Annotated in this window: 21 protein-coding genes and 3 pseudogenes; 9 read left to right on the top strand and 15 right to left on the bottom strand. The window is 70.6% G+C overall.

Annotated elements, in window-relative coordinates:
- Nucleotides 1–297 precede the first annotated feature (297 nt).
- A complete protein-coding gene (locus ABEB13_RS01780; protein WP_345703944.1) occupies nt 298–624 on the top strand; it encodes an SDR family NAD(P)-dependent oxidoreductase in 327 nt (108 codons plus the stop codon).
- Nucleotides 625–710: 86 nt separating this feature from the next.
- Nucleotides 711–1,211: a hemerythrin domain-containing protein gene (locus ABEB13_RS01775; RefSeq protein WP_345703943.1), complete on the top strand. Its 501-nt coding sequence runs from the start codon at nt 711–713 to the stop codon at nt 1,209–1,211.
- A gap of 567 nt (nt 1,212–1,778) precedes the next feature.
- Here ABEB13_RS01775 and ABEB13_RS01770 read toward each other — a convergent pair.
- A complete protein-coding gene (locus ABEB13_RS01770; protein WP_345703942.1) occupies nt 1,779–2,036 on the bottom strand; it encodes a hypothetical protein in 258 nt (85 codons plus the stop codon).
- Nucleotides 2,037–2,263: 227 nt separating this feature from the next.
- Entirely contained in the window at nt 2,264–2,437 is a 174-nt protein-coding gene (locus ABEB13_RS01765; protein ID WP_345709502.1) for a CsbD family protein, read from the bottom strand.
- A gap of 128 nt (nt 2,438–2,565) precedes the next feature.
- Between ABEB13_RS01765 and ABEB13_RS01760 the strand changes: the two genes are divergently transcribed.
- Nucleotides 2,566–2,736, top strand: a complete 171-nt coding sequence (locus ABEB13_RS01760) for a hydrophobic protein (RefSeq protein WP_345703941.1) — start codon at nt 2,566–2,568, stop codon at nt 2,734–2,736.
- A 444-nt stretch (nt 2,737–3,180) separates the two neighbouring features.
- Here the strand turns inward: ABEB13_RS01760 and ABEB13_RS01755 are convergent, their stop codons facing one another.
- From ABEB13_RS01755 to dnaK, 11 genes and pseudogenes are all read right to left on the bottom strand, one after another.
- Nucleotides 3,181–4,305 (bottom strand): hypothetical protein, encoded by a 1,125-nt coding sequence (locus ABEB13_RS01755; RefSeq protein WP_345703940.1) that lies wholly within the window; start codon nt 4,303–4,305, stop codon nt 3,181–3,183.
- Between the two features lie 475 nt (nt 4,306–4,780).
- Complete coding sequence (locus tag ABEB13_RS01750) at nt 4,781–5,221, bottom strand: DUF1931 family protein (RefSeq protein WP_345703939.1); 441 nt, start codon at nt 5,219–5,221, stop codon at nt 4,781–4,783.
- Nucleotides 5,222–5,266: 45 nt separating this feature from the next.
- A complete protein-coding gene (locus ABEB13_RS40170; RefSeq protein WP_425559849.1) occupies nt 5,267–6,214 on the bottom strand; it encodes an NAD(P)/FAD-dependent oxidoreductase in 948 nt (315 codons plus the stop codon).
- Nucleotides 6,215–6,654: 440 nt separating this feature from the next.
- Nucleotides 6,655–6,954: pseudogene (locus tag ABEB13_RS40165) on the bottom strand (cyclic nucleotide-binding domain-containing protein); the annotation flags it as partial.
- 98 nt (nt 6,955–7,052) lie between these two features.
- A complete protein-coding gene (locus ABEB13_RS01740; protein ID WP_345703938.1) occupies nt 7,053–7,316 on the bottom strand; it encodes a UBP-type zinc finger domain-containing protein in 264 nt (87 codons plus the stop codon).
- Nucleotides 7,313–7,816: a thioredoxin gene (gene trxA / locus ABEB13_RS01735; RefSeq protein WP_345703937.1), complete on the bottom strand. Its 504-nt coding sequence runs from the start codon at nt 7,814–7,816 to the stop codon at nt 7,313–7,315. Before trxA ends, ABEB13_RS01740 begins: the two co-directional genes overlap by 4 nt.
- Nucleotides 7,813–10,439 (bottom strand): annotated as a pseudogene (gene clpB, locus ABEB13_RS01730) (ATP-dependent chaperone ClpB). The gene trxA and the pseudogene clpB overlap by 4 nt, the downstream one beginning before the upstream one ends.
- Complete coding sequence (locus tag ABEB13_RS01725) at nt 10,430–10,639, bottom strand: chaperone modulator CbpM (RefSeq protein WP_425559848.1); 210 nt, start codon at nt 10,637–10,639, stop codon at nt 10,430–10,432. The pseudogene clpB and the gene ABEB13_RS01725 overlap by 10 nt, the downstream one beginning before the upstream one ends.
- Before the next feature lie 169 nt (nt 10,640–10,808).
- Nucleotides 10,809–11,780: a DnaJ C-terminal domain-containing protein gene (locus ABEB13_RS01720; RefSeq protein ID WP_345703936.1), complete on the bottom strand. Its 972-nt coding sequence runs from the start codon at nt 11,778–11,780 to the stop codon at nt 10,809–10,811.
- 7 nt (nt 11,781–11,787) lie between these two features.
- Nucleotides 11,788–12,381, bottom strand: coding sequence for a nucleotide exchange factor GrpE (locus ABEB13_RS01715; RefSeq protein WP_345703935.1), 594 nt, complete (start codon nt 12,379–12,381; stop codon nt 11,788–11,790).
- Nucleotides 12,382–12,390: 9 nt separating this feature from the next.
- Nucleotides 12,391–14,295, bottom strand: a complete 1,905-nt coding sequence (gene dnaK / locus ABEB13_RS01710; RefSeq protein WP_345703934.1) for a molecular chaperone DnaK — start codon at nt 14,293–14,295, stop codon at nt 12,391–12,393.
- Nucleotides 14,296–14,605: 310 nt separating this feature from the next.
- Between dnaK and ABEB13_RS01705 the strand changes: the two genes are divergently transcribed.
- Both ABEB13_RS01705 and ABEB13_RS01700 read left to right on the top strand, forming a co-directional pair.
- Complete coding sequence (locus tag ABEB13_RS01705) at nt 14,606–15,382, top strand: hypothetical protein (RefSeq protein ID WP_345703933.1); 777 nt, start codon at nt 14,606–14,608, stop codon at nt 15,380–15,382.
- Nucleotides 15,382–16,344 (top strand): PucR family transcriptional regulator, encoded by a 963-nt coding sequence (locus ABEB13_RS01700; protein ID WP_345703932.1) that lies wholly within the window; start codon nt 15,382–15,384, stop codon nt 16,342–16,344. The genes ABEB13_RS01705 and ABEB13_RS01700 overlap by 1 nt, the downstream gene beginning before the upstream one ends.
- Nucleotides 16,345–16,572: 228 nt before the next feature.
- Here ABEB13_RS01700 and ABEB13_RS01695 read toward each other — a convergent pair whose 3' ends face one another.
- Nucleotides 16,573–16,965: a DnaB-like helicase N-terminal domain-containing protein gene (locus ABEB13_RS01695; RefSeq protein WP_345703931.1), complete on the bottom strand. Its 393-nt coding sequence runs from the start codon at nt 16,963–16,965 to the stop codon at nt 16,573–16,575.
- 713 nt (nt 16,966–17,678) lie between these two features.
- Entirely contained in the window at nt 17,679–17,873 is a 195-nt protein-coding gene (locus ABEB13_RS01690; protein WP_345703930.1) for a hypothetical protein, read from the bottom strand.
- Nucleotides 17,874–18,926: 1,053 nt separating this feature from the next.
- Between ABEB13_RS01690 and ABEB13_RS01685 the strand changes: the two genes are divergently transcribed.
- From ABEB13_RS01685 to ABEB13_RS01670, 4 genes and pseudogenes are all read left to right on the top strand, one after another.
- Nucleotides 18,927–19,208: a helix-turn-helix domain-containing protein gene (locus ABEB13_RS01685; protein WP_345709501.1), complete on the top strand. Its 282-nt coding sequence runs from the start codon at nt 18,927–18,929 to the stop codon at nt 19,206–19,208.
- Nucleotides 19,209–19,662: 454 nt separating this feature from the next.
- Nucleotides 19,663–20,024: pseudogene (locus ABEB13_RS01680) on the top strand (hypothetical protein).
- Between the two features lie 1,120 nt (nt 20,025–21,144).
- Nucleotides 21,145–21,348, top strand: a complete 204-nt coding sequence (locus tag ABEB13_RS01675; RefSeq protein WP_099897249.1) for a cold-shock protein — start codon at nt 21,145–21,147, stop codon at nt 21,346–21,348.
- Nucleotides 21,349–21,715: 367 nt separating this feature from the next.
- Entirely contained in the window at nt 21,716–23,245 is a 1,530-nt protein-coding gene (locus tag ABEB13_RS01670) for a DEAD/DEAH box helicase (protein ID WP_345703929.1), read from the top strand.
- Nucleotides 23,246–23,269: the final 24 nt, after the last annotated feature.

Below are 23,269 nucleotides of genomic sequence, written 5' to 3'. Positions count from 1 at the left end.
TGCTGCACCGTGCTCCTTTCGCAGCAGTTGTGCACCGCTTGGCCGGACATCGGCCTCCGGATGATCTCTGAGGGGGCCGTGCCTCTCGGCGTGCTCCCGGCCCCGACCGGTTTGCGGCCCGGGGACGCCGGCCGCGCAGGCCAGGTCCCCTCGCGGCCCTGCTGCGCCCGATCGCTGCATCCCACTCGCCCTGAGTGCTTTTGGGTCCGGTATTGCCGAGCGTGTGTCAGGGTCCGGCGGCTGCCAGCGGTGCGTCCTCCTGTTGTGTGGGTTCGGGGGTTTGGGCAGGAGCGGGGCATGTCGGTGGCTTCGGTGATGGATACGGCGCTGGACCGGTCGGTGGTGCTCGGGTACGGCAATGTCGGGCTGTGGGCCCGGCGGCACCTGGCCGACTGGCCGGCTGACCCGCCGCGTATGGACGGCAAGGTGGTCCTGGTGACCGGCGCGGCTTCGGGAATCGGGTTGGCCGCCGCGGCCGGGTTCGCCCGCCTCGGCGCCTCGGTGCGGGTCCTGGCGCGGGATCGGGTGCGCGCCCAGCAGGCGGTTCGCCTGACCCGTCAGCGGGCCGGCGATGAGGACGAGGAGGAGTTCGGGGAGGACGGTGGTGAGCGTGCCCGCCGTTGACCGGCGCGGGCGCCGGTGCAGGCCGGCCGCCGGTCGTGGGTCCCTGTGGGGCGCTGTCGTGCGGTTTGCGGAAGAGAGGGAAGGACATGTCCACTGATGCCATCGTGCTGCTCAAGGAGGACCACAAGGAGGTGCGTCGTCTCTTCCGGGAGTTCGAAGGCGCCGATGCGGGCGCGGCCGAGGTCAGGGCCGATCTTGTGAGGCGGATTGTGGAAGCCCTGACGGTCCACACCTACATCGAGAACGAGGTCATGTACCCGGCGGTCCGCGAGCGTGTCCCCGACCTGGAGCAGGACATCCTGGAGTCGTACGAGGAGCACCACGTCGCCGATCTCCTGTGCGCCGAGCTCGATGCGATGGAGCCCGGTGACGAGCGGTTCGACGCGAAGACCACCGTGCTCATCGAGACGGTCGGGCACCACATCGAGGAGGAGGAGAACGACTGGTTCCCGAAAGTGCGGGAGGCCCTGGGCCGTAAGGAACTGCAGGAGATCGGGGCCCGGATGCTGGAGGTCCGGGCCTCGGCACCCAGGCGGCCCGAACACCCGGGTTCGCTCAAGAAGGCGGCCGACGCCATCCTCAGGTGAGGCCGCGCGGGCGGCCTTGCCACTACGGCCGGGCGCGGCAGCACGCCATGGCGCCCCCCATCGATGGGAGTGGGCGGCCCTGTTCCCAGTCTTGCCCAGGCCGCGCAGCTTTCGGCAGGGCCCGTCACCTCGGCGGGCCACTGAACCGCAGGCTGCCAGGAGAGTCTGCGGAGTCGGCCGTCTGCCGCCGAGCCACGCCGGGCCCGGTGGCATGCCATCGCTCGCTGCTGTCGCGGAGCGGGAGGGCAGCCGCTGACTGTGGAGGCCGCCAGGTAACGGTGGGCTCGGAGCCGCAGCGCGAACAGCGTGTCGGTGCCAGTGGTCTCCAGCACCTGCACTCGGAAGAGAGGGCCAGGAGCAGGCGTACGCCGGCCGCATCCGCGTCCAAGCGGATATGGCCGGCCCGACCTGCTTCGCCACCCCGATCGAGAGCTTCACCTCACCGCGCTGCGGCAGAGCGCCGTCCTCGGGGCCGATGTGGCTGGCTTCGGCGGGCGAGGCCAGGTGGGAAGGCCTGTATGCGGCGCCAGAACGTGTGGTGTTGCGATGTGAGGGGGCCGGATCGGCTCAGACGGTGCCGGAGTGCCATGCGTCGCGGGCAGCGTGGGAGGCGGACACGGCCTGGTGGGCGGTGCGGGAGGCCATCTCCACGGGGTGGGTCTCCCAGGCGGTGACCACCCGGCGTCCTGCGGTGGCGAGGGCGGTGGCGATCAGTGCCGCCCCCGCGACGCCCAGGAAGGCCCCGGCGCCGGTCATGGCGGTGCCTACGGCGAGGAGGCGGACGTTCGGCTTGAACTGCTCGGTGCGGAAGGGATTGTTCGGCATGCCTCCACGATGCGTTCCGCCTCCGCGCGCCGCACCTGCGGCGCCACGGCGGTTGTGGCGGCGGCCGTCGATCTCGCTTTCGACGTGGCGACGTGGGCTGGAACAGGAGGGCTGAGCCGGTGGGTCAGGCGCCGCAGCGATCTCGTCCGGTTCCGCCAAGCCGCTTTAAAACCCCTGTGGCGGTGGGCCACTCCGGGTGGCTCACCGCCACAGGGCAGGCGGGTATGTCAGTCCTTGAAGGCGTCCTTGATGTGCTCGCCCGCCTGCTTGAGGTCGCCCTTGGCCTTGTCGGCCTTGCCCTCGGCCTCCAGGCGCTCGTTGCCGGTCGCCTTGCCGGCGCCTGCCTTGACCGTGCCCTTGGCCTTGTCCGCGGCGTTCTCGATCTTGTCACTGGCACTCATGTCGGCCTCCGGTTCGTCGAAGCTGTGCTGGCTCATCGCCTGCCCCTGCCCCGGCCCGAGATTCCCCCGAATATGTGCCGCAGGCCGGGGCACGCGGATCGCCGACGACGCTGACGACGGAGGTCGAGATGGTTCCGCTTCTTCTTGTTCTGCTGCTGGCACTGGTCCTCTTCGGTGCCGGCTTCGCACTGAAGGCCCTGTGGTGGGTGGCGATCGTGGTGCTGGTGGTGTGGCTGCTCGGGTTCGTGGCCCGCGGCACCGGCGCTTCCGGCAGCCGCGGCCGCTGGTACCGCTGGTAGCGGGGCCGCCAGCGACACCGGAAGGACTGCGGGGACGAGGGGCACGCACCACACGGTGCGTGCCCCTCGTCACGTCCGCTTCCGCCGCCGGGGCTGCCCATAGGGTCTGCCGCCTGCCTTGGCCCACGGTGCTCGTGGACAGAGCCAGCCGCCTCACGGCGCCGGTCCGCTCCTCGACCGGGACTGCGGTACACCTCAGGGGGCAGAGGGAGGACGGCGAGGTGAAACCGCCCACTACCCGAGGGCCCGAGGAGGAGCGATGGACGCCGACTCGTCCGCGAGCAACCCCGCCCCCAACCGAGCGGGCCCCCGGGGGTGGGGGCGCGGCGGCGCCGGAGCTGTTGGCCGAACCTGGCGAGGACGTGCTGCCGGATGCCGAGGCCGGCACCGGCCCTGTGCGGGACGGGTGCGGCATGACCGGGCTGGGGCTCGGGCCTCCAAGCCCTACTGGTCACCGTGGTCGTCGAGCAGCACTCTGCGGCGTTCCTGTTCGCGCTTGGAGTAGGCGGCTGCCCGGATCGCCTCGTCGCTCTCCAAGCCCGATCCAAGGGCGCCGCCCACGGTGGCGACCGAAGCGACGAACCAGGACAGCGTCCAGTACTGCGTGGCGTGAAGCGGGGTTTGTGTCATGGAGGCGAACAGTCGGTCGTTGAGGATGAACAGCGCCCACGCCCAGTTGATGACCAGCAAACCGACGTAGCAGACGAGCACCCCGATCCCCACGGTCACGATGGTTGAGGCGTTGTAGAGAGCCGCCCGCTGCCTCGCCTCCGGCGAGCTCTCCGGTGATCGATGCCACAGGTTCGCGTCCACGATCAGCCAGCCGATCATGATCGCGACAGAGCCGACCGTGGCGATCACGAGGCGTGGTGTGCCCAGGGATGTGGCCAGGCTCCAGACGGTGGAGTTCACGGTGGCTGCTGTTCCCGTGGCGAGTGCGGCCGCCAGGGCTTTCGACAAGCCCGGCACCAACCGCCACGGCCGGTTGGCGCGGACCATACCGGCGAGCACCCGCAGGTAGCCGCGCGGGCCGCCGACGACGTACCGGACATCGTCGGTCTCCTCGTCACCGGATTGGCCCGGATGAATGGGCGCGGGAAGGTTGACGAAGGCCCCCGGGAGCGGCTGACTTCGCAGCGGTCCTTCAGCCCCAGGGGTTTGCGGACCTGCCAGGCCGAGCACAGCTTCTTCAACGGCTTGCCGGGCCCTCGTCTGCAGCCGTAGGCCCCCCAGTGAAGGGAGAGAAAGCAGCGCCAAGCCGTTTTCGTGATTCCGATACACGGCGAGCCTGCGCCCTTGTGAGTGCAACGGAAGGTCGGTGAGGGCCACGACGATGTCCCAGTTCTCCGCACTCCCGCGGTCCATGATCCGGCGCATCAAGGTGGGCGGGTCCTCGGTCCCCGAGGTGAAGGGTTCACTGACCACCTCGACGTTGAACCGTCGCCCCTGGCCGGACTTGTCGGCGAGCCGATCAGGAAGCGTCCGGGCCATGCGCTGAGCGATCTCCGTCGGCGCGTCCGGGTCCGCGAGGAGCGTCACGACCGTTACGTCCTGCGACGACACCGGCATCGCTGGACCCTTCTCGTCGACTGTTCCCGCGATCGCAAGTGCCCTCAGGATGCCCTCGGGGTGGCGTCGGCGCCATGTGACACGCTGGCTCCCGTCCGGTGCAGGTGGTACGGCCGGTCCCCTCACTCTCCCAGTACAGGGCCTGCACTCACCACCAAGGCCGCGATCGCGTGGGTCGCAACTCCCCCACCCCTGATTCCCTGACGGCCGATAAATTGCATGGGAATCACTGAGCCCTTTCAACTGCTGCTCGGCAGGGTGAGCAGTCGTCCACCGTTGACAGCCACCTGGACCAGAGAGATCGCGGACGGTCACACCAACCGCCGCGTCGGCTCTGTCACCCGATCGGTGGACACTCTGAAAGAGCTCACTGGTCCGGGCCCGGTCCGTCTCGGAGGGCAACGAGTTCTGCGTGCTGAGTTCGCCCGCCACGTGTTCGCTGGCCGAACCGGCTGCAACGGGTTGAGGCCCGCGCTCAGATCAGCAGATCGAAGAGTTCGAAAGCCTCGTCCCACTGGGCCGTGGAGGGGCGGCGGGAGTCGCGGGCGATGGTTTTGAGGGCGCGGGCGAGGGCGACGCTGAGGCCGCCGGCCAGGTCGGGCAGCTGCTGCTGGGTGTCCTCGGCTGCGTCCATGCCGAGGGCGGGGCGGGCGGCGAGCTGGTCGAGCAGCGGGCGCAGTTCGATGCCCTCCTCCAGCTTCTTGAAGGCGTGGATGCTCTCCTGCAGGCCTTTGGTGACCGGGAGGTCCTGTGGCTCGATGATGTCCCGGCCGTTGGCCTTGGCGTCGGCTGTGCCGATGAGGAAGAGGTCGTAGAGCTTGGCGTCCACGAAGTCGTTGTAGCGCTTGAGGTCGTTCTTGTTGACGTCGAGGCCTGCGGCTGCGCGGAAGAAGCGCTCGAACTTGGGAACTCCCATGACGGGCATGTCATTTCGCCTTTCGCGGCGGTGGATGGGCTGAGGTCATCGGATGGCGGGTGGTCCCACCTCCTCGAGGTGTTCGTGTGCCAGGCGGACGGCCATGGCCCCCTCGCCCACCGCGGAGGCCACCCGCTTGACCGAGCCACTGCGGACGTCGCCGACGGCGAAGACTCCCGGCAGGCCGGTCTCCAGTGCGAGCGGGGCGCGGGCGAGGGGCTTCCAGATGTCCGCTGTCAGAGGGATTACGTCCTGCCCGGTCGGAATGAAGCCGCGCGGGTCCAGGGTGAGGGCGTCGGCGAGCCAGGACGTTCCGGGGCGCGCGCCGATGAAGACGAACAGGGCACGGGCCGGCAGCACCTGCTGCTCGCGGGTGCGGTTGTCCTCGACGACGACGGATTCGACCCGGTCCTCGCCGGTGACCTCCCGGACCTCGGTATGCAGCTGGACATGGACCCGGGGGTGCCGCTCGATCCGGTCGATCAGGTAGCGGGACATGCTGTGGCCGAGGTCCCCACTCCGGACCAGCAGGTGGACGGCGGGCGACTCACGCGCCAGGAACAGGGCAGCCTGACCGGCGGAGTTGCCGCCGCCGACGACGGCCACCGGGTCAAGACGGCAGCTCCGTGCCTCCCAGAGGGTGGCGGCGTAGTGGACGCCGAGCCCCTCGAAACGTTCGACGCCGGGGGCTGGCAGCCGCCGGTAGCGGGCGCCGGTGGCCACCACCACGTTCCTGGCGGTGACTGTGCTGCCGTCGGTGAGCCGCACCATGGTGGTCCCGTCGCGCTGTCCCAGGCCGGTGGCTTCGGCGGGGACGGAGATCCGCGCGCCGAACCGGCTGGCCTGTACGACGGCGCGTTCGGCGAGCTCCATACCGGAGATCCCGGCGGGGAAACCGAGGTAGTTCTCGATCCGGGAGGAGGTACCGGCCTGGCCGCCGGTCGCCACCGCGTCCAGGACGACCGTGGAGAGCCCCTCGGATGCGCCGTACACCGCGGCGGCCAGGCCCCGGGTCCTGCGCCGACCACCAGCAGGTCGCAGACGGCCCTTGTGGTGGTCCCGGTCCGCAGCCCGATTGCCTGGGCGAGTTCGACGTTGGAAGGATTGCGCAGTACCCGGTGGTCGTGCCAGACGACGACCGGGGTTTCCTGCGGTGTGACGCCAAGACGCGTCAGCAGCGCCTCGGCCTCGGTGTCCTTCTCCAGATCGGCCCAGCGGTGCGGGAGGCGGTTACGGGCGGCGAACTCCAGCAGCCGCCGCGTGTCGGGCGAGAAGGCGGAGCCGATGATACGGAAGCCCGTTCCTGCGCCGGCCAGCATGGTACGCCGCAGCACGTAGGCCCGCAGGATCACGTCGCCGAGCGCGGGCTCGCCGCTGAGCAGGTCGCGCAGGGCGGCCGAACCGACGGCCAGCACCTCGCCGGGCGTGCGCACCACCGCGCTGAGGACGGCCGTCTGGCCTTCCAGGAGGCCGAGTTCGCCGAGGAAGCTGTGCGGGCCGTGCAACTGGACGACGTGCTCCTGGTCGCCGTGGTCTTCGACCACGGCCACCGTGCCGCTGAGGACGACAAAGAAGTCCTCGCTGGGTTCGCCCGCCCGGACGAGGTGTTCCCCTCGAGGACCGGCCGTACCCGTCCGCAGGATCTCAGGATCGCAATCTGGTCGTCCGTCAGCCGAGGATAGGCGCCGTAGACGTCGGCGACGTTCGAGGCACTGGTGGCGGTCACGGTTCACTCCCTTCGACGGAGACAGCGGCGGAACCGGAAAGCGAGGCGGAAGCAGAAGCAGACTTCGCAGGCTGGAAGAAGCACGGCCGGGCGAGGCTGCCGGGCTCAGACCATCGCCTCGTGCACGAAGCACCACCGCCAGTCCTCACCGGGCTCGAACGACCGTACAACCGGGTGCCCGTCGCTCGCCGCGTGAGCACGGGCGTGCCGCATCGGCGAGGAGTCGCAGCAGCCGACGTGGCCGCAGGTCAGGCACAGACGCAGATGCACCCACGGAGCCCCCATGCGCAGGCAGTCCTCGCAGCCCTGCGGGGTTCTGGGCGTGACAGGCCGGACCATGGACAGGTGCGGGTCGGGCAGAGTGGTCATCGCGGCCTCCCCGAGGTGGGATCGGCTGACCCGTGGGACGCCGACAGTGACTCGTCCACCCACCGGCGAAGCGCGTGCGCCGGCGCGGCACCGGTCTGGCGGGCGACCGGCCTGCCGCGGTCGAGAATCAACAGGGTGGGAACGGCTTGGACCTCGAACCGCCGCGCCAGGTGGGGCGACTCGTCGATGTCGACCTTCACGAGCTTGATCTGGCCGGCCAGGTCCTTGGCGACCTGTTCGAGGGCGGGGCTCACCATGCGGCAGGGACCGCACCAGCTTGCCCAGAGGTCGACGAGCACGGGCAGGTCCGCCTGCTCGGCGACCTTTCCGAAGTCGGCATCGCCCGCTTCGGCGATCCACGGCAGCGGGGCCCGGCAGTTGCCGCAGCGCGGGCTGCCCTTTGCCGCGGCGGGTACGCGATTGGTCCGGCCGCAGTTGGCGCAGGCGACCGTCCACGTACTGCCGCCGAGGTGGGCGTGGCCTGCTGGAGAAGTACTCATCCCGGCTCCTGCGGCTCGTCTTGGAGGGTGACGGTCAGTTCGTCGCCCCTGGTGTCGACCAGGATGGTCACGCCTTCACGTGCCTCACCACTGAGCAGCGCGCGCCCGATCCTGGTCTCGACCTCGTGCGAGATGAAGCGGCGCAGCGGCCTGGCCCCGTACACCGGGTCGTAGCCCTCGCTCGCGATCAGTCGGCGGGCCGGCTCGGTGAGGACGAGGGCGATGCGCTGCTCGGAGAGGCGGTTGCGCAGCTCTTCGAGGAGCAGATCGACGATGCGCTCGATCTGTGCGATACCGAGCGGGTGGAAGAGAACGATGTCGTCGATGCGGTTGAGGAACTCGGGACGGAAGTGGCCGTTGAGCTCGGTCATCACCAGCGCCCGCGCCTCGGGCTTGATCTCGCCGGCCTGGGTGGCGTCCTGGAGCAGGTACTGGGAGCCCAGATTCGAGGTCATGATGATCACGGTGTTGCGGAAGTCGACGGTTCGGCCCTGGGCGTCGGTGATCCGGCCGTCGTCCAGCACCTGGAGCAGCGTGTTGAAGACGTCCGCGTGCGCCTTCTCGATCTCGTCGAACAGGACCACCGCGTACGGCTTGCGGCGCACCGCCTCGGTGAGCTGGCCGCCCTCGTCGTAGCCCACATATCCGGGGGCGCGCCGACCAGCCGGCTGACGGTGTGCCGCTCCTGGTACTCGCTCATGTCGAGGCGGATCATGTTGGTCTCGCTGTCGAACAGCGCGGCGGCCAGTGTCTTGGCCAGCTCGGTCTTGCCGACGCCGGTGGGGCCGAGGAAGACGAAGGAGCCGATCGGCCGGCGCGGGTCGCGCACTCCGGAGCGGGCCCGGATCACCGCGTCGGCGACGAGCTGTACGGCCTCGTCCTGCCCGACCACCCGCTCGCGCAGGATCTCGTCGAGCTTGAGCAGCTTCTGCCGCTCGCCCTCCTGGAGACGGGTGACGGGGATGCCGGTCCACGCGGAGACGATATCGGCGATCTCCTCGGCGGTGACCACCTCGCGCAGCAGCCGGCTCTCGCCCTGCTTGGTGGCGAGCTGTTCCTCCTCGGCGGCCAGGCGGCGCTCCAGTTCGGCGACGGTTCCGTAGCGGAGCTGGGCGGCCCGGTTGAGATCGTAGGCACGTTCGGCCTGCTCGGCATCCTGCCGGGCGGCTTCCAGTTGCTTGCGCAGGTCCTGGACCTTCCGGATGGCCTGGCGCTCGGCCTCCCACTGGGCGTGTTTGGCGTCCACCTCGCCGCGCAGGTCTGCCAGTTCACGGCGCAGGTCCTCCAGGCGGGCCCGGCTGGCGGGGTCGGTCTCCTGGTCGAGTGCGGCCTCCTCGATCTCCAGCCGGGTGGCCCGGCGGGAGAGTTCGTCGAGTTCCGCGGGCATCGAGTCGATCTCGGTGCGCAGCCGCGCGCAGGCCTCGTCGACCAGGTCGATGGCCTTGTCCGGGAGGAAGCGGTCGCTGATGTACCGGTGGCTGAGGGTCGCCGCGGCGACCAGAGCGTTGTCCTGGATCTTGACGCCGTGGAAGATCTCCAGCCGCTCGCGGATGCCGCGCAGGATGGAGATCGCGTCCTCGACGGTCGGCTCGTCCACCAGCACGGTCTGGAAGCGGCGCTCCAGCGCTGCGTCGGACTCGATGTGCTTGCGGTACTCGTCCAGCGTGGTCGCGCCGATCATGTGCAGCTCACCGCGGGCCAGCATGGGCTTGAGCATGTTGCCCGCGTCCATGGCGCCTTCGGCGGCACCGGCCCCGACGACGGTGTGCAGCTCGTCCACGAAGACCAGGATCCGGCCCTCGGCGCCCTTGACCTCGGCCAGTACGGCCTTCAGCCTCTCCTCGAACTCGCCACGGTACTTGGCTCCGGCCACCAGCGAGCCCATGTCGAGCGAGAACACCGTCTTGTCCCGCAGCCCTTCGGGCACGTCACCGCGCACGATCCGCTGCGCCAGGCCCTCGACGATGGCGGTCTTGCCGACCCCGGGCTCGCCGATGAGGACTGGGTTGTTCTTGGTCTTCCGGCTGAGGATCTGGATCACCCGGCGGATCTCGGCGTCCCGGCCGATCACCGGGTCGAGGCGGCCGGTGCGAGCCTCCACGACGAGGTCGCGCCCGTACTTCTCCAGGGCCTCGTACGCTTCCTCTGGATTGGCGGATGTGACCCGTTGATTCCCGCGCACCGTGGTGAGAGCGGCGAGGAAGGAGTCCTTACTGACGCCCTGTTCGCCGAGCCGCCGGCCGGCCGCGGTGGTCGAACCCTCGTCCACCAGGGCCAGCACCAGGTGCTCGGTGGAGACGTACTCGTCCTTGAGCCGCTTGGCCTCCTGCTCCGCGGTGTCGAGGAGTCGGGCCAGCCGCTGGGTCACCATCACCTGGCCGGGGGCGGCGCCCGGACCGGTCGTGCGCGGGCGCTTGGAGAGATCGGACTCGACGCTGTCCCGAAGGGCGGCCGGGTCGGCGCCTGCCCCGGCCAGCAGACGGGTGGTCAGGCCGTCCTGCTGATCGAGCAGGGCCAGCAGCAGGTGCTCCCCGTCCACCTCGGTCTGGCCCATCCGTACAGCGACGCTCTGCGCTGCCTGGAGCGCTTCCTGGGACTTCTGGGTGAGGCGGTTCATGTCCATGTCGTGGGCTCCTTGGCGGCTCGTTCGCTGCGCCGCAGCGCGGCCTCCAGGCGATCGATACGGTCGAGCAGGTCCATGACGACGCCAACGGCCGCGTAATTGAGGCACAGTCCGGCCCGCAGCCGCTGTACGCGGGCGATGGCCGACGGCGCGCCGGCCCGGAACCACAGTCGGCCCCGGGCGTCACGCTCGGTGTCCACCAGCCCGAGGGCCACGAAGCGGCGTACCAGGTCGGGGGCAGCCCGCTGTGGGCGGCCACCTCGGCGATGGTGAGCTGGTAGGGGCTGGTCCGGTAGACCCGAACCAGGGGATAGGCGGCCCGGGCGCCAGTCTGTCCGGCGCCGTCGGCGGGATCACGGTGATCGGCTCTCATGTCTGCTTCCTCGGGTCGAAGGAGGAGACGGCGGCCAGTTCCTCGAACAGCTCTCGTTCGCGCGGGCCGGGCGAGGGCGGCACCATCACCTTGATCTCGGCGTAGAGGTCACCGGGGGAACCTTTGGGATGAGGCATCCCCTCGCCGCGCAGCCGCAGCCGGCGGCCGGTGGAGGTGCCGGGCGGCACGTGCACCTTGACCGTCCCGCCCGGACCGGAGACAGGCACCGTCGCGCCGAGGGCGGCTTCCCAGGCGCTGACGGGCAGATCGACGTGGATGTCGCGCCCGACGAGCCGGTATCGCGGGTGGGGGGCGATCCTGACCAGGAGGTACAGGTCCCCGGAGGATCCCGGTCCTCGGCCTCGGCCGCCCTCTCCCGCGAGCCTGATGCGCTGCCCGTCGACCACCCCGGCCGGGATGCTGACGTCGTAGCCGCGCTCCCCGCCGGGGCCGCCCAGGGTGATCTTCCGCTTGCCGCCGCGGTATGCCTCCTCCAGGCTGAGCGTGAGTTCGGCTTCCTGGTCTGCGCCGGGGATCGGGCTGCCCCGCCCGGCGCGGCCGGCCCGGCCGCCGAACATGCCCCCGAAGAGGTCCTCGAAGTCCACGCCGGAAGTGTCGAAGTCGGTCTGCGTCCAGGTGCGGGCACCCGACCGGTCGGCTCCTCGGGCGCCTCCGAAGGGACTGCCGCGGTACGCGCCGCTGCCGAAGCCGGGGCCGGCCGCGACCCGCTCGTCGTAGTCCTCCGGAATCTGCCGGAAGTCCGGGCCGAAGCGGTCGTAGCGGGACCGGGTGTCGGGGTCGGACAGCACGCCGTACGCCTCGTTGATCTGCTTGAAGCGCTCCTCGGCAGCCGGATCGCGGTTGACGTCCGGGTGGTAACGGCGGGCCAGGGTACGGAACGCCTGCTGGATCTCTGCGGCGTCGGCGGTGCGGGGGACGCCCAGCACCTCGTAGTAGTCCTCTGCCATGGCGGCCTCACCCCTGCGTGCGGCTGACCACTACTGCGGCCGGCCGCAATTGGCGGCCGGGTTCGCCGTAGCCGGGCCGCAGCACCTTCACGACAGTGCCCGGAGCGGTGTCCGGCTCATCCACCACGGACACCACTTCGTGGAGTTCGGGGTGGAAGGGGACGCCGGTCTCCTCGTAGCGGGGGTAACCGAGCCTTCGCAGCACCTCGACGGCCTGGTCGCGTACCGCCTTGACACCGCTGACGATCGCCCCGGAGTCCGAGTCTGCGTGCTCCAGGGCCAGGTCGAGGTTGTCGACGACGGGGAGCCACGCGGAGGCCACCCTGGCCCGCTCGGCCTCCAGCTCTCGGGGGCGTTCGCGGGCGTACCGCTTGCGGATGTTGTCGACGTCGGCGAGCGCACGCCGCCACTTGTCCTCCAGTTCCGCGATACGGGCGCCCTGCTCCTCGGGCGACTCCTGTCGCGTCTCGTCGGGCGGCCGTGCCCTTCCCGCGGCCTCGTGGGCCCGGGGTTCGGCCGCCGCCGGCTGCGCGGGGCCGGGCGGGAGCTGGTCCTCGGCGGAGCTGGCCACGGGGCGGCGGCTCTGTTCCTGATCCGACATGCCGGGGCCTCAGCTCTTGTCGAAGTCGGCATCGATGACGTCGTCGTCGCCAACCTGAGATCCGCCCCCGGGACCGGGGCCGGGCCCCGCACCGGGCTCGGCGCCCGGCTGCCCGGCCCTGGCGGCGTGGGAGGCCAGCGCCGCGTGGATCTGCTGGAGTTCGGAAATGAGACCACGGACCCGGTCCAGCGGCGCCTCCTGCTTGTCGGCGGCACGCGCCTCTTCGATGAGCATCTGAGCGCGGGCCCGCTCGTGCTCCGGCGCGGCGTCCTCCAACTCGTGCAGCCGGCGCTCGACCTGGTAGGCGGCGGCATCCAGCTCGTTGCGGGCATCTATGACCTCGCGCAGGGCCAGGTCGGAGCTGCGGTGGGCCTCGGCTTCCTGGATCATCCGCTCGACCTCGGACGGGTCGAGGTTGGAGCCTTCACTGATGGTGATGCCCTGCTCGGCTCCGGTGTCCTTGTCCTTGGCGCTGACCTTGAGGATGCCGTTGGCGTCGATGTCGAAGGTGACCTCGATCTGGGTCTCGCCGCGGCGGGCCGGCCTGAGGTTCTCCAGTCGGAAGCGGCCGAGCACCCGGTTGTCGGCGGCCATCTCGCGTTCGCCCTGGAGCACCACGATGTCCACGGCCGGCTGGTTGTCCTCGGCGGTGGAGAAGGTCTCCGAGCGGCGGGCCGGGATGGTGGTGTTCCGCTCGATGATCTTGGTCATCACGCCGCCCGCTGTCTCCACGCCCAGAGACAGCGGGATGACGTCCAGCAGCAGGACGTCCTTGACCTCGCCCTTGAGCACGCCGGCCTGGGTGGCGGCGCCCAGCGCCACGACCTCGTCCGGGTTGACGCTCATGTTCGGGTCCTTGCCGCCGGTCAGCCGCCGTACCAGCGTCTGCACGGCGGGGATACGGGTCGAGCCGCCGACGAGTATGACCTCGTCGATGTCGTTTTCGGTGATCTTGGCGTCGCTCATCGCCTGCTTGACCGGGCCGAGGCAGCGCTCCACCAGGTCGGCGGTGATCTGCTCGAAGGTGGCGCGGCGGAGCGTCTCGGTGAGGTGCTTCGGCCCGGAGGCGTCTGCCGTAACGAAGGGCAGACTGACCTGGGTCTGGGTGACCGAGCTCAGTTCGGTCTTCGCCTTCTCTGCCGCCTCGAACAGGCGCTGCAGTGCCTGCGGGTCCTTGCGCAGGTCGATGCCCTCGGCCTTCTGGAATCCGTCGGCCAGATGGTCCACCACCCGGCGGTCGAAGTCGTCGCCGCCCAGGTGCGAGTCGCCCGCGGTGGCGCGGACCTCCACAACGCCGTCCCCGACGTCCAGGATGCTGATGTCGAAGGTGCCGCCCCCGAGGTCGAAGACCATGACCGTCTCGTGGCCCTTCTTGTCCAGCCCGTAGGCCAGCGCGGCGGCGGTCGGCTCGTTGATGATCCGCAGGACCTCAAGACCGGCGATCTTCCCGGCGTCCTTGGTTGCCTGGCGCTGCGCGTCGTTGAAGTACGCCGGCACAGTGATGACCGCCTCCGTGACCCGCTCGCCGAGCGCCTTCCCGGCATCGTCGGTCAACTTCCGCAGCACCTGCGCGCTGATCTCCTCCGGCGCGTACTGCTTGCCCTTCACCTCGAAGCGAGCCACACCGCCCGGCCCCTCGACCACGTCGAAGGAAACCGCCTTGGCCTCGTCGGAGACCTCGTCGTAGCGACGGCCGATAAACCGCTTGGCCGAGGTGATGGTGCCTTTGGGATTGAGGATCGACTGCCGGCGCGCGAGTTGCCCGACCAGCCGATCACCACTGTCGGAGAAGGCGACGACCGACGGGGTGGTCCTGTTCCCCTCGGCGTTCGGGACAACGGAGGGCTCACCGCCCTCCCAGACCGCGATGACCGAGTTGGTGGTACCGAGGTCGATACCTACTGCCTTCGCCATGGGAATCTCCTCCGTCGCGGCTTAAGACCTTGTCGGCGGGCTGCCGGGACCGCACACCTCGCAGCCTTGCTGGAACGGCGGCGCGTTTCCTCGTCCCGGCAGGACCAAACCGCCCCGCCGTTCCAGTCCGCCAGGACGGGAACGCGGCACAGCTGGCAGCAGGGACCCGCGCCGAGCGGCGTAACGTGGAAGGGGAAGCCGCTGTCGAGCCGCGAAGGGACCTGCGATGGGCGCTGTTCCCTCTCCGACCGCCGGACCCACCCCCGCCATCCCAGGGCCGGGGGCCGCGCGACACGCGCTGCTGCGGCTGGTGACGGTCATGCTCGACGGCGGCGACGAGCGCGAGGTGCTGTGGGGTGCCATGGCGGCGATCGTCGCCACCGGCCCTTTCACCGCCGAAGCCGCGTATGCCATGCACCACGGCCTGGCGCGGCGCTGCCCACCGCGCCGGATGGCTGCATTCGCCCTGGGCCGGCCGGGGGACCCGGCAGCGCGGGAGCCAGCGGTAGACGCCAGTGGCGAAGCCCCGGATGAAGCCACCGCCGCCGAAGTGGCGGCCGCTGACAGGCTCGACCAGCAGATCGACGCTCTGGACGGCCACAGCCAGCACCTGCACGAGCCCGGCCGGCCGTGGGTATGGGCCATCGCGCTGCGGTACCGGAACCACTGCCTCGGCTATCTTGTCGTCCGCTCCTTGACCACTCCCTCTGTCGAGGAGATCACCCTCACCGATCTGCTCGCACAGCAGACCGGGATCGCCCTCGCGCGCCACACCGGGCGCCGGGGAGAGTCAGACCACGCCGGGTCGGAGAGCTTGCGGGGGATTGAGGGCGCCGGCCCCCGCGCAGCGATCTCCGCCCTGACCTCGCAGCTCGCCGTCCACGAGGCGCTGTCTCGCGCCGCCGTCTCCGGCAGGGGCGAGGCAGGAATCCTGCAGGTCCTGTGCGACCACACGGGATTCGCTGTTCTCACCGAGGACCGCTTCGGCAACCCGCGGGCCTGGGCGGGTCCCGGTCGGAGCGAACCCCGGAGAGGATCCCCCGCGGAGCGGGCGCGGGGCCGGAGAGCCGGCGCAGGAACGCCCTGATGGACCGCGCGCGGTGTCGGCCCGGCGCTGTACGGGACCGGAACCGGCTGATCGCCCCCATCGAGATGGCCGGTGACCTGCTCGGCGTGGTCGCGCTGGTCGATCCGGACCGGCGGGCGGCGGAAACGGACACCTCGACGCTCGAACATGCCGCTCTGGTGCTGGCTCCCCTGCTCTTTCACGAGCGCAGGCTGGCTGAGCTGGAGCAGCCCCACCTGAGGTGCGACGTAGTCGACCGGCTGATCTCGGGTGAAGCAACCGAAGACGTCCTCGCCCAGGCGGCATCCCTGGGCCACGACCTGCGCCGTCAGCACCGGGTCGCCGCACTGGAATGGGCCGGGATGACCGGAAGGGCCGCGCTCGGCGACGCGGTGCTGCGCGCGGCCGGGCGGCTGCGATGGGACGTGCTCATCGGCTCTCGTGGCGAGACCACCGTTGTCCTGATCGCCGGTGAGGACCGGCGCGATCCGGGAGGCGAGCTGCATCGGGCCGTCTCGGACGAACTCGGCACCGGGACCGGCGCGATCGGGGTCGGCGGCCACTGCGACGTCTTCACCGATCTGCCGCACTCCTACGACGAGGCCGTCCGCGCCCTCACCGTCCGCCGCCAGTCCCGGCATCCGTACGGCAGCACCGGTTTCGAGGAGCTGGGCCTGTGCCGCATGATGGGCACCGGCGACGGCGAACGGGAAGCCGACCGCTTCGTCCACGAATGGCTGGGTCGGCTGCTGCACTACGACGCCCGCCACCACACCGAGCTGGTGACGACACTCTCGCGCTATCTGGAGAGCGGCGGCAGCTACGACGCGACCTCCGAGACGCTCCTCATTCACCGCAGCACCGTCCGCTACCGCCTCCAACGCATCCGCGAGATCACCGGACACGACCTCAGCAACGTCGAGACCCGCCTCAATCTGCACGTCGCCACGCGTATCCGCAACGTGCTCGACACACCCCGCTGAGCCGCGGACGTGCCCGTTCAGTCACTGCGTGAGCCGCCGACACCGTCCGGGCCGCCGAGGGGGTGATCCCCTCTTCATACAGATCATGGAGGTCAGAACCGAGAGCCCGGCCGAACGAGGTGCGTTCCCCGGCCGCCACCGTGCGCAGGACGCTGTCCTGGAGGACGCGTCGCCCGATGGCCGCAGCCTGCCTGCCGTGCACGCCCGGTGCCCCGGCGGCCAGTTGCATCAGTGCCGCCCTCGCCGCTGGCCACGTTCCCTAATCCACCGGCCACTGCTCGGACTCGGCAGCCGCGACGAGGCCGGCCATGACCACCGCAGTCGGCGCCCGGCCATGTTCACCCTCCCCCGTCCGGCGATCTGCGGCTCGTTCCGCAGCTCCTGCTCGACGAGCACCGCGTAGATGCGGCCGAGCCTCTCGTCACCGAAGTCCTCGGCCCGCAGCCAGCCACACAGGTCCCTGGCTGCGGCGGGCTGCGTCATCAACGCTGCGAGCAGCGCCTGCTCGCTGGACTCCCCGTCCTCACCGAGAGGCCTATCGACCGCCGCGCCGGCCACGACCTGCCCGTAGTCCACCACCAGGCTCGGGTCCGGCACCGCGTCGGCCGCCAGCCACGCCACGTACTGGCCGACCTGCTCCCACCCCCGTATTCAGGCTCCGTGCCGGCTGCGCCTGAGCGCGAAGGCGCTCGACAACGGCAGTGACCAGCCCTGCGGTCGCCGCCCCTGCTCCTCTCCGACGTATCGTCCCTGACCTGGGCGTAGAGGACCTGCGCGACCAGGACGGTGTAGATCTCCCGGTGCCAGACCGGCGGGAAGTCGGCGGCGCGCGGCCACGTGCGGATCTGCCGGGCCTGCCGAGGTTCTCGCAGGACATCGCCGAGGACGGCCGCCTGCACGGCTTCGCTCACCGCCCGTCGGCCGGCCCCGGGTTGGTCCGGCACGGCCGCGGCGGTGGCCGGCCGCCACCGGGCCGCGTCCTGGTCACGCACGGCGGCCGCCGCTTCGTCCAGCGGCTCCCACGGCCCGCTGTGGGTGACGTGTCGGGGAAGGTCTACGGCGGGGTGCGCGAGGGTCCGTGTGCTGACGTGTTCGGGTGGCGCGTGGTCGTGTACGCGGGCGGCCGGCTGGCGCTGCCGCCGGTCGCTGTGCTGGTGCGTGTGCTCGGTCTGCGGCGCTGGCACCTGAGCACTCGGGCCGGGGAGAGCTCCGAACCGGTCACCGGGGCGGCCGCCCCCGCTCCTACCCGGGCCCGGTGATGGCAGCCGTATGTGGTGCGGGTCGGCGGTGGGGGCCGATTCAGTGGCCGGCGGTCGGGCGTCGGGTCCGTGCGCTCAAGGTGTGGGCGGGTGGCCGCGGTGGTGGCGGGTGGTGTCGAGGGCGTGGCGCAGGGCGGGCAGGTCGGTGAGGGTGGCCTGTTCGGCGAAGCGGGCGAGGAGCCGGCGCAGGCCTCGTTGGTCGCGGTCGTGGACGGCTTCGGTGATGGCGGCCGCCAGTGATGCCTGGGTGTGCGGCGCGGGTGGGCGCACCGCGGGCTCTGCCTGAGGTCCTTCCACTGCCGGCCTTTCGTTCGTTCGTGGCCCCGGGGGTGCTGGACGCGCGGGGCTTCCTCCGTCCTGCGTTGCGGCCGGCCCCGGTCGCAACCCCCGTGGTTGTGGTGAGCGGGCCGCCTCTCGTGCGGGAGGGAGGATACCTCTCCAACACGTGCGGAAAAATCTGCTCTCGCTGGAGTAGACATTGGCCATTGGTGTGGCTAGTGTTTGTCTCGTAGGAAGTAGTCGAGAGGTACCCGGCAGACACGAACTGCCGGGAGAAGTTCGCAGTTCGGCACGGCGGCAGGGTCCTGAAGCCAGGAAGCCTCAGCAAGGTGACAGGACCGGCGGCCGGGCCGGGCGGCCCGCAGGTGTCAGGGGCCGCCGCAGCGGTATCGCAGTACAAGGCAGTACAGGTAGGTGCAGTACCGGCAAGTGAAGTTGAGTGAGCGGTACCGGCAGTCGCAGGACGCGGTATCCCAGCAAATGGCGCCAGGCTGCCGGCGTGCGTGCTGGGAGGTCCGGGCAGTGGGGTTCCAAGCCGAGCGGGTGAGCAGGACGGGCGACGGGGCTGGCTGCCGGACAGGGGCGGGCCCTCGGGACCGCCACAGCAGTAGGGCAGTTCGCAGTACCAGTGGTTGGCAGTTCAGCAGTTCCCGCAGTTGCAGTAAGTCAGTTCCCGGTCGGTACACAGAGGAATGGAGGGACAGAGCGCCATCAGGATCGCCCGGCCCGTGAGGTGGTTACCCGGGCGGACACCGCAGACCCCTGTGAGTACGAGGACGGTGGTTTCCGGTCACGCATACGCGATCCCCGCACGCCCCATGGGCGATGCGGACCTAAAAAACCCGGCCCAGGGCCGGTAGATGGTGTTGTTTCCCCTTCGGGGCCCCGGAGCCACTACGGCACCGGGGCCCCTCGACGCGTCCCCGGCCCCCGACAAGAAGAGGTGCAGTGACCACGACCGCCATCCGACCCCACACCCCCCACACCCCCGAAACCCCGCACACACCCGATCGTCTCGACGACGACGACTACCCCGCCTACACCATGGGCCGCGCCGCGGAGATGACCGGCACCACACCCGGCTTCCTACGCGCCCTCGGCGAACACGGCCTCATCACCCCACTGCGCTCCGGCGGCGGACACCGCCGCTACTCCCGCTACCAGCTGCGCATCGCGATGCGCGCCCGCGACCTCGTCGACCAGGGCACCGCCATCGACGCCGCCTGCCGCATCGTCATCCTCGAGGACCAACTCGAGGAGGCCCTGCGCATCAACGAACAGCTCCGCCGCTCCCCGCACGGCCAGGAGCCGGAAGCCGACACCTGACGCCTTGGGCAGCGGGAGCGGTCCATGGTGGGCGGCATCCGCTCACCGCAGGCCGCCAGCGAGGCAGGGAGCGTGCCGACGTGCTGCTGGACCGGAGTTCACACCCGGGGCGTTCATCCGCTCCCGTTTTGCGCCGGTCATGACGCCTGCCCCGCGGCGTGGGCCCGGGCCCGGCGCCGTTTCGTCGACCGGACCGCGCCCACGCTCCCACCACGCCGCGGGCAGCGCCCGGTCGATGCTCACCCCGCGACCGTCGGCGCCGCGCGTGAAGCGGCCGGGACGCGGAAGCCCACCGGCAGCCCGGCGGCTCCGGCGAGGGCGACCCGCGTTCGGCATGCCGGCCCGAGGTGCTCGTGGCCCTCGTTTCACCCGTTGCCGAGCACCTGCAACCATTCCCGAGTGGGCGGCCCAGGGCGGTGCGGGGGCCGGGAGCCGGTGTCCTAGTCTGGGTGTCATGTCGAACCCTGACGGGCTGCTCGTCGACATCGCCGCGATGGTCGAATCCGAGCACAATAATCAGATGTCGTTGACAGTGGTGGTTCCCGGTGCGGTGATCACCGGCCGGCTCGCGCCGGTGGCCCTGTGGTGGGAGCGGGTCGCGGAGGTCCTCCGGGCCTCGGAGCACCTGAAGCCGTTCGCGGCCCTGTTCACCCCGACTGTGGGGGTCCGCCGGCGCGCCCCACCCACCTCCACCTGCACCGGGCGAGGATCCTGCAAGGTAATTTCGGGCTCCCTCACACCGGCGGGATGTACCGCATCGCGATCGAGGACATCAGCAGCTGGACGGTTGGGGACCTCAGCTACTCCGATATCTGACGATCACTTCGGGTGATCGGCCCGCACCTGTAGCAGCGCCCGCCGGCTCGACACGTCATATCGTCGATGGGTGCGCGGTCGCCTGCACACCGGCTCGGCCCGGCCGCTACCTCCCGCGTCGGCCGGGCCGCGCCTATGCCGGCGTCGGCCTCCGTTCCCGCAGACAGGGGCGCACACGCACCGCTTCACTCCGGTGTGCCGCACCGGTCGGCGCGTCGGTGCTCGCGCTGTCGTGAGTGGTCGGGCGGACTGTGCAGCGCATCGTTTCCGCTTGGGTGCTCGCCAGTCGCCTGCGGACGGTGACGCCCCGCAGGGGGCCGGGTACTCGCGCTCCCGGTCACCCGCTTTCGTGTCTGCGCCCGTAGGAGCTTGCATCTCCGCTGGTCGGTCAGGCCGGGACCAGCGGTGGCCCGCACTGATCTGGTCCGCCAAGGGGCCGCACTGGCCCGGAAGATACCGCTACGCCCGCCAGGCGCCGCCTGCGGCCGGGCCGGAGGCATCATGACCCGACGGCCGGTCACGGTTCGGCACTCGCCCGCGGCCGCCTCGCCCCGACGTGACGAGCATCCGGATGTGCTCCACAGCGGTGCGCTCGATGGGGGCCAACGGCAAATGTGAAACCGGGGCCCTCCGGAGAAATCGAATTCGCGGAGCGGAAGGTTGACCGCACGGTCAACCTTCCGATGGATGGAAATCGCAGTAGTGCGCGGTGCACCCGGCCCGTCCCTGGCTGCCGGGAAGGGCGTTTCCGCCGACTGATCCCTGCCCGCTGCGCCACTGTGCGCCGGGCGCCTCTGCAGGTTCCCCTGCTCGGTCTGAGCCTGCGGCCAAGTCGGCAACTACCCCAGGAGGCATGCATGCTGGCGGCTGTGACCCCGCAGCGCCGTCGCCTTGGGGGAGGAGCCGACACTACTGGGACGGAATATTCCACCACCGCGCACTCGGGCCTGCTACAGTTCAGGGTAGTTGCAGTAGTGGTTCCCATGAACTTTGTGTGCGCCTGCTGATGTATTGCAGGCGCATTTTTGTTTCCCGGCTCTTCCCCGGGTGGGTGCTCATCGCGGCGACTCGGAGCCCGCACTGTGTGTGCTTCGGACAGCCCCTTGAAGGAGATTTCTTTATGGCTAATGGCACTGTGAAGTGGTTCAACGCGGAAAAGGGCTTCGGCTTTATCGAGCAGGACGGTGGCGGCGCTGACGTGTTCGCCCACTACTCGAACATCAATGCCAATGGCTTCCGTGAGCTGCTCGAGGGCCAGAAGGTCGAGTTCGACGTCACGCAGGGCCAGAAGGGCCCGCAGGCCGAGAACATTCGTCCGCTGTAGTTCTTCTGCCACGGCACCCGCCTAGCAGCGAGGGGCCCGCACCGCGTACACGCCCGGTGCGGGCCCCTCGGCATTGCACCAACGCGCCCCATCCTGGCCGTTCCGGCCCCCGTGGCTCCACCACTGGCGGCCATCCTCACGCGAGATGCCCAGCGCCGCGTCCGGATAGGCGCCCTGCCGTGACATCCCACGGTTCGAGGATCTTCGCTCCCGCCCTGCCGGTGAGCGCTGGCCTGAGGTGACGTGCCGCACGGTTTTACCGTCCACGCCCCGCTCTCCACACTTACGGCCCGTTCCCTCGCGGCCTCCTGCCGGCACCCCGCGCTGCGGAGCCGCCTCGCAACGTGCCGACCCAGGAAGGTTTCCCATGAACCGCTCCAGTCGCTCCTCGTACCAGAACACCAACTCCCGCTCCTCGGCCTCTTCCCGCGCTGGAGGTGGCAGCGGCTCCAGGGCCGGGTCCGGTGGCAGCTCCTTCTACGGCGACCGCCCCTCTGGCGGCCGTAGCGCTCGTCAGAGCTTCTCCCCGCAGGGCGAGTTCGCGATGCCGGTGAGCACCATCCCGGCGCTGCCGGCCGTCGAGGCCTTCGACGAACTGAACATGCCGAAGGCCCTGCTGGCGGTGCTGACCCGCCAGGGCGTCACGGCGCCGTTCCCGATCCAGGCCGCGACGCTGCCGAACTCGCTGGCCGGCCGTGACGTGCTGGGACGAGGTCGTACCGGCTCCGGGAAGACCATCGCGTTCGGCCTGGCCGTGCTGGCCCGCACCGCCGGGCAGCGTGCCGAGCCGCGCCGCCCGCTGGCCCTGGTGCTGGTCCCCACCCGCGAGCTTGCGCAACAGGTCACCGACGCCCTCACCCCCTACGCCCACGCGGTGCGGCTGCGGATGGCTGCCGTGGTGGGCGGGATGTCGATCGGCCGCCAGGCGCAGGCGCTGAACCGCGGGGCGGAGGTCGTGGTGGCCACCCCCGGCCGGCTCAAGGACCTGATCCAGCGGGGCGACTGCCAGTTGGACGGGGTCGGCATCACCGTCCTTGACGAGGCGGACCAGATGGCCGACATGGGTTTCCTCCCGCAGGTCACCGAGCTCCTCGAGCAGGTCGCTGACGGCGGCCAGACGATGCTGTTCTCCGCCACCCTGGACCGCAACGTCGACCGCCTGGTGCGGTGCTTCCTCAACGACCCGGTCACCCACTCGGTGGACCCGTCTGCCGGGGCGGTCAGCACCATGGAGCACCACGTGCTGCACGTGCAGAACTCCGACAAGAACGCCACCATCGCCCACATCGCGTCCCGCGACGGCGGGGTGATCATGTTCACCGACACCAAGCACGGCGCGGACCGCCTGGTCGAGGACCTGCTCGCGAACGGCGTGAAGGCCGCGGCCCTGCACGGCGGCAAGTCCCAGCCCCAGCGCACCCGCACCCTGGAACAGTTCCGCACCGGCCAGGTCACCGCGCTGATCGCCACCAACGTCGCCGCCCGGGGCATCCACGTCGACGGCCTCGACCTGGTCGTCAACCTGGACCCGCCGGCCGACCACAAGGACTACCTGCACCGGGGCGGGCGCACCGCCCGCGCCGGCCAGTCCGGCACCGTCGTCACCCTCGTGCTGCCCAACCAGCGCCGCGAGATGGCCCGCATGATGATCACAGCCGCCATCACCCCCGTCACCACCCGTGTCAGCGCCGGCGACGCGGACCTGGCTCGCATCACCGGCGCCCGCGTCCCCACCGGCATCCCCACCGTGATCACGGCCCCCATCGTCGAACGCCCCCGCCGCAGCCCGTCCACCACTCGCGGCCGCCGCAGCCGCCCCGCCAACGCCGGCCGCAACGCGCAGAGCGCCAACGGCTCCAGCAGCACCGCTCCCGGGCGCCTCGCCGTCGCCGCATAGCCCGGCTGGATGCTGCCGACCGGA

Source organism: Kitasatospora paranensis (genome assembly GCF_039544005.1).
Lineage (GTDB): Bacteria > Actinomycetota > Actinomycetes > Streptomycetales > Streptomycetaceae > Kitasatospora > Kitasatospora paranensis.
This window is presented reverse-complemented; position numbering and strand designations above follow the sequence as displayed.